The following is a 222-nucleotide window of genomic DNA, read 5'->3' as shown; positions in this document are numbered from 1 at the left end:
TTGCCAAACAACTCAAAGCCTTGAAGTTCAAAACACCCTATGAAGCAATTCAGGAACTCTGGAAATCAAAGCCAGAAGCCTTTATCGTCAAACCGCACCATCACATGCTGGGACCAAACACCTAGGCCGCGCACTCATAAATAGGCTAGCTATTTGAATGGATTAGTTATTGAAAGGCCTCGGATTTGGAGGTCTTTGATGTCACGTCGCCACTATGAACTC

Annotated in this window: 1 pseudogene; it reads left to right on the top strand. The window is 45.0% G+C overall.

From position 1 onward, the window contains the following. Positions 1-125 (top strand): annotated as a pseudogene (locus F9K91_RS25805) (IS481 family transposase); the annotation flags it as partial. Between the last annotated feature and the right edge of the window lie 97 nt (positions 126-222).

Origin of the sequence: Brucella tritici, from assembly GCF_008932295.1 — a bacterium.
Taxonomy (GTDB): Bacteria; Pseudomonadota; Alphaproteobacteria; order Rhizobiales; family Rhizobiaceae; genus Brucella; species Brucella tritici.
Note: the sequence above shows the minus strand (reverse complement) of the source record. Positions and strands in the feature narration are given on the sequence as shown.